Here is a 6,191-nt window from a genome sequence, read left to right as displayed (position 1 = left end):
TTACGTTTACTGGTTCAATCATATTAGAAGATCAAACAAACTAAAATACACGACCCCGATCAAATATCGAAATCGTGCATTGAGTCTTGCGTAATATTAAAATGTCTAACTTTTTAGTTGCACTTCAATTTCGGGGGGTCAGATCAATTGTTGGTCTTTAATTTGTTATTATTCAATGATTTCAATTACGTTGTTCGTACATACTTCAATAATATGTAATTCTATGCTTAATTGAAAGTTAGATAAACGTTTTTTCATAATGGTATAGTTTTATAATATTATTGTAATGGTAAATATGTTATTATTCTGGCTTTATCTTTAAGAATATAGCTCTTACATAAAGCAATACTTACCTCATTATGACTGTTATCAGTTTCAATTAAAGGTAGAAATAAGTACAGGTGCTTTAACTAAAACTAAATCATTTATTGCACGATGCTTTTTAAAAAGATAGGTATACTAATTATTTTTAATATTTAAATTAAAAGTTTTACTCTTTATTAGTAGATTATAGAATAAAAATATACAGAAGTAAATTATAACTAAATAATATATAAGCTTTTAAGTCCGTCTAGCTTTAGTTACATAAAGATTAATTCATTTTACATAATAATTAAGGCATGAGAAAAATACTGCTGAATAAAGATCAATAATTTCTATTTTTTATTGTGACATTAGCTGTCTTTAAGCGAAGATTGGAAAAGATAATAAACTTGTTATTTATTAATTTTTGCTTACTTAAAAGTAATAAATTATTGTCTAATTTTAAGTACTTCACCACTATTAATGGTTACAAGCTGGCCATGATTATTAAGAATCAAGTTTGCTTGGTTGTCGAGTCTGACAGCATCTCCTGTAATTGCTTTCTTTCCTGTTATAGCAGTTACTTTTTGTCCAAGCATTGACATGTTTTTTTCGTAATCATATAGAAATTGCTCTTGTGTAAAATTAGGTATAAATGACATGAGTTTTCTAACTAATTGGGCTACAAACTTGCAAAATTGTTCAGTGGTTGGAGGATAGTCTAATACATTAGTACTAGATGCTAACGCTTGTTCTAAATTAGGCTGATACAAGTTGCAACCAATACCAATTATAACTGTTTGAGTAGCAATCTTTTCGATCAAAATACCAGCGATTTTTTTCCCATGTAAGAGTAAATCGTTAACCCATTTGATATCGGAAATGGTATTAAATTGCTGGCGAATAGTTTGGTGAAGACACCACGCAGTTCCAGTAGTTAAAAGTCCTTGATTACTTGTTGTTAAGTGTGGCACTTTTGCAATAAGCGACAAATAAACGCCACCACTATTAGAAATAAAATAACGTTTTTGTTTGCCATAGCCATGTGTCTGGACATCACTACCAGCTAAAATAATACTTTGATATTGTTGTGCTTGAAAGTGCTGTTTAGCGTATGTGTTAGTAGAATCAACTTGCTTTAGCCATGTTACAGTAATTGGTAAGTCAGATAATTGATTGGCAATAAGATTTTGATTTTTTGAAATATTATTTTTAATCATGATTATTTTACCCTTGTTAAATAAATTTTGATATTCAAATAAATCTTTAAAATATTATATATCAAGCTTAGTTAAGAAGCAAAATTATAATAAATTGTAGTTAGTATAAAATATTTATGTGGAAAATAAAAAAACAGAAAAGAACTTTCTATTAAAATGTAATTTGAACAAGATTATATTCAGTGAGATTTTCTTCTATATGACTAGTTTATTACAAGACTTACAGTTTTTAATATACAATTTATCACGTAATACTAATAAAATGTTAATTAATGATCCCACTTTTGATAAGTTATTAGATTTATTTATGTAGCATCTGCCTAGTCGTAAAAAGCAATATTGAAGCAATGTGGATTTGTATTAAACAGACTTTATATGAGTAGCTAACTTTTAAATGAATATATTATCAAGACAAGAAATCTAAGCATTATTTCTTCTGGCTTGATCAAGCCATGAACTTAAAAATTATACCCGCAACTTTAAGGTAAAGAAGTTGCCGTATTATGAGCAGTTTCAAGCAAACTTTGGCGAAGTAGCTAAGACAAATTATTGAATCAAGGAATCATTAATGTTGGGCAGATATTAAATCCCTTTGAGCAAATAATTTAAAAAAGAAAACTATAAATAGCAGCAGGCAAGGATTAAAAATTTATATTATAAAAATTTGTAATTAAATTAAATAAAGTTGCAATTTAATTAAAAACGTTATATGATATATTAAAATATATTTAGAAAGTTCGTGAATAATTATGTTAACTAATAAAGTGGAAAGCATTACTCCAAATAAAGTATCTGATAAATGTTAGTAATAAACGAGTTCCTTAGAACTCGTTTATTTTAGTTAGTTTTCAAAATAAAAAGGTGAATAATGTTTATTCCAATGATAAGGCCCGGAATAGGTGTATATAGAAATAAAAATAAAATAGAATTTGAAATTTATAACGAGCATAAGCAAATATCATATACTGCAGATGAATTGGCCATTAATATTATATCTTATTTAACGGGTGAATTTACTGACTCTGAAATATTACACATGGTAAATCAGAAACTGTCCTCAAAAAAAATCAATAAACATTTTCTAAAAGATTTTTGTAATCAATTATTTTGCGATGGATTAATAGTATATAAGTCCTTGAAAAATAATTATGAACTATTAGATAGGGAAAATAATTATTTGAATATGTATCCTAATAAAAACAAATTTACTGATGAGTTTTTAAAAAAGCTAATGAATAAGCATATAACTGTTATTGGCTGTGGAGGATTAGGATCAAATTTACTTGAGCAATTATTTAGAATAGGTGTTCAAAATTATACTATAGTTGATTTTGACAAAGTAGAACCAGAAAACCTAGCCAATCAAGCAATTTTTACATCTAAAGATATTAATAAATCAAAGGTTGATGTTATTAAAAAATTTGGTAAAACTGTTAATCCTGCAATAAATATAAATAACATTAGCTTAAAAGTTGATCAGACTAATATTAACCAAGTAATTGCAGGGACAGATTTTGTTTTTTCGTGTGCTGATTATCCAAGTATAAAAAATGTATCACTGTTGGTTTCAAATGAATGCTTAAAAAAGGGAGTACCACATATTGTTGGTGGAGGTTATTCAGGACATGAGGCCTCTTTAGGAACTATGGTAATTCCTAAAAAAACATTTACGTGGAAAGATTATCTTGAAACATCAAAACTAGGACGAAACAAAAATCAGGAAATTATACCTCCTGTGGTGAACATGTCGTTTTTGCCAATAATAAAAATTATTGCTGCTATTCAGATAAATGAGTTTTTTAAATTGTTTAATAATAATGATAACTTGTTATTGATAAACTCTTTTAATGAGTTTGATATGAACTTGTATCAAATAAGAAAGACTATGATAAGAAAAGAGTCAACAGAATGATTTATGATTTTTCTATGTATTTGAGTGATCTAGATGATCAACGTCTTTTCCAAGTATTAAAAAAAAGTAATCAACTTGATTTGATTTGGAAAGAAATTTCTTTAATTAGACAAATTGAAATAAACGAAAAAAAAGAAAATATTCAAGACCTTGTGACAATTGCAAGTAAAGCCATGAAGTTTACTAATTTAAAAAACCAAGAGTCACTGAGCAAAAAATGGGCTAACTATATTTTGTTTCAAGAAACTGATGCTATATTTGTTTATTTATTTTCTCAGACAAAGTGTTTTCTAAAAAATAATTTAATTATTATAAATGAAGAAAAATTAAATGATATTAAGAGAGGAAATACGATAATTTTTAGTCCACATTGGGGAGATTTTTATTCTATACCAATAATATTGGCGAGTTTAAGAATTCAAAATGTTCCATTAGCTAATGGTGATGAAGGGGAGCATATGCGGTCCATTTTAGATGTAATGTTATCGAGCTTAAAAAAGTACATAACAGAAGTTTTAGACACATCTAACCCAGTTAATGCTCTTTTTAAGTTGGATAATTTATTAAAAAATTCAAAAAATATACTTGAATTTCCAGAATATACATTAGGTCCTAAACCCAAGTATCGTACTAAGTATTTAGATAATTTCTTTCCCGTAGCGTACGGATTAGCAGCCTTAGCTAAACGAAATAATTCAAATATACAACCAGTTACTTTTACAAGAATAGATGATTTTCCTCATTATGAATTAAGATTTTATTCCAAGATAAATATAAAAGATATGACAGTAGGACAGATTAATAATAATATTCACAGACTGATAAACAGTATAATAGTTAAGACTCCTGAAAAGTGGTGGTATTGGTATTTGTTTTCCAAAAATAGAATATCAATCAATTAAGTATTATATATTAATTTAATATACAACGGTGATAAAAATGAAAATAAAAAACATAATTAGATGGTTACCTAATTGGCTCGTATTTTCAATAATAATAACAACAATTATTTCATCATTTGATGGAGTAGTTTTGGCACAGGTACTTTCTTCTATAGCAAATTTTAATCATAACTCAACATTTTTAGAAGTAATGTTTTATGCTGTCAAAAGCTTTTCAGCAATGGCTATTGTGTATTTTTCAATGACTTTAAGAAAAATGTTAATAAATTTAGCAATAAAAAAGCTTAATGTAAAGCTCAAAAGTAATTTTATTTATGGGCAAATTAATACTTCAACTTTTAGTAGTGATACTGCGGATAATGTCTCAAAAATATTTAATGATTTTAAATTGGTTGAAACAGATTACTTTAGTCTGATGTTTGAAGTATTTGCGTCTTTGTTAATGGCATTAATCTCTGGAATTTATATTTTAAGTTTAAGCATACCTATTGGAATTTTGTTTATTTTATTTTCTTTATTACCTATGATAACTCCAAAGATTTTTGGTAAAAAATTAACTGCCACTTCTTCAAAGTGGCAGGAAGATAGTAGTAGATTTTTAAGTAAGGTAACTGATTTATTTAATGGAGCCAATACTATCAAAACTTATTTAGCTGAAAAGTATATGTACAATGATACAGATAAGTATTTAAATGAATCCGAAAATTCTTATTTACTTATGAATAACTGGCAAGCTGTTACTTTTTTTGTCGCTTCAATTCTTTCAGTTGTTAGTTATATTTTACCTATTGGTATTGGCTTGCTTTTAGTTATTCAAAGAAAGATATCTTCTGCAGCTTTGATTGGTATTTTTATGGCTAGTGACAGAGTCGTAGGTCCATTAGGAACAGTTTCAGAGTATCTTAGTAAGATAAAAACTACTCAAGAAATTCGAAAATCTTATAGTGAACATATGATTGAATTTAAAGCTCCTAAAAAAATATCGAAAGATATTAAGCCAAAAATTTGTTTTGAAAATGTTTATTTTACGTACTCAAATGGTAAACAGATTATCAATAATTTGAATTTAAATATTACTTTTGGAGAAAAAATTTTGATTACAGGAGCTTCTGGTGTTGGTAAATCGACAATACTTAATTTGATTCAGGGTTCTATTAAACCAAGTAGCGGAAAAATTTATTTGAGGGAAAAGAATAGTAAAATAAACAATATTCTCGAATCTGGTAGGATTGCTTATATAAGACAAAATCCCAACTTATTTAATGATACTTTGCGTTTTAATCTAACTTTAGGCGAGGATTTCTCAACTAAAGATTGTTTATTTGTTCTTGAAAAAGTAGGATTGATTAATGAACTAGGTAACGATGCTTTAAATAGATATTATGGTGAAAGTGGGAAAAACTTATCTGGTGGACAACGGCAGCGAATCGAAATTGCTAGAGCTCTTCTTTTTAATAAAAAAATTATTTTAATTGATGAAGCAACTTCTAGTTTAGATCCAAAAATGTCGGACAAAATAAATAAAATTATTCAAAATTTAGATTGTACAGTGATTGAGGTTGCTCATTATTATGACGATATTGAATTTAAACATGCACATTTTACACACTATGTACTTGAAAATAAAACTTTAAGATTAAATTGTTAAGTACAGTGAAAATCAAAAGTAAAAATATGAAGTATGTCAAGAATTAAGTATAAATTTTTTTGATGATAGTTAACACAAGTGAAGTGCAACTAAAAAGTTAGACATTTTAATATTACGCAAGACTCAATGCACGATTTCGATATTTGATCGGGGTCGTGTATTTTAGTTTGTTTGATCTTCTAATATGATTGAACCAGTAAACGTAA

6 protein-coding genes are annotated in these 6,191 nt (G+C 27.1%); 4 read left to right on the top strand and 2 right to left on the bottom strand.

The genetic code is table 11. The features are described from left to right. Positions 1 to 94 (top strand): IS3 family transposase (locus ERK18_RS09200; protein ID WP_147444110.1); only part of this gene is annotated, 94 nt, incomplete at its 5' end. A 658-nt stretch (positions 95 to 752) separates the two neighbouring features. Here the strand turns inward: ERK18_RS09200 and ERK18_RS09195 are convergent. Beyond that, positions 753 to 1,523 (bottom strand): biotin--[acetyl-CoA-carboxylase] ligase, encoded by a 771-nt coding sequence (locus ERK18_RS09195; protein WP_122026729.1) that lies wholly within the window; start codon positions 1,521 to 1,523, stop codon positions 753 to 755. A gap of 868 nt (positions 1,524 to 2,391) precedes the next feature. On the opposite strand from ERK18_RS09195, the gene ERK18_RS09190 reads away from it, so the two are divergent. Genes ERK18_RS09190 through ERK18_RS09180 form a run of 3 tightly spaced genes read left to right on the top strand, consistent with a single transcriptional unit; the run spans position 2,392 to position 5,985 of the window. Continuing rightward, on the top strand, positions 2,392 to 3,435 hold the full coding sequence (locus ERK18_RS09190; protein WP_052059686.1) for a ThiF family adenylyltransferase: 1,044 nt from the start codon (positions 2,392 to 2,394) through the stop codon (positions 3,433 to 3,435). Further along, complete coding sequence (locus ERK18_RS09185; protein ID WP_034981289.1) at positions 3,432 to 4,337, top strand: LpxL/LpxP family acyltransferase; 906 nt, start codon at positions 3,432 to 3,434, stop codon at positions 4,335 to 4,337. The genes ERK18_RS09190 and ERK18_RS09185 overlap by 4 nt, the downstream gene beginning before the upstream one ends. A gap of 37 nt (positions 4,338 to 4,374) precedes the next feature. After that, entirely contained in the window at positions 4,375 to 5,985 is a 1,611-nt protein-coding gene (locus tag ERK18_RS09180) for an ATP-binding cassette domain-containing protein (protein ID WP_081945380.1), read from the top strand. 112 nt (positions 5,986 to 6,097) lie between these two features. Here ERK18_RS09180 and ERK18_RS09175 read toward each other — a convergent pair. Beyond that, positions 6,098 to 6,191: IS3 family transposase (locus ERK18_RS09175; protein ID WP_147444110.1), on the bottom strand; the 94-nt coding region annotated here is incomplete at its 5' end.

Source organism: Lactobacillus kimbladii, assembly GCF_014323605.1.
Classification (GTDB): Bacteria; Bacillota; Bacilli; order Lactobacillales; family Lactobacillaceae; genus Lactobacillus; species Lactobacillus kimbladii_B.
Note: the sequence above shows the minus strand (reverse complement) of the source record. Positions and strands in the feature narration are given on the sequence as shown.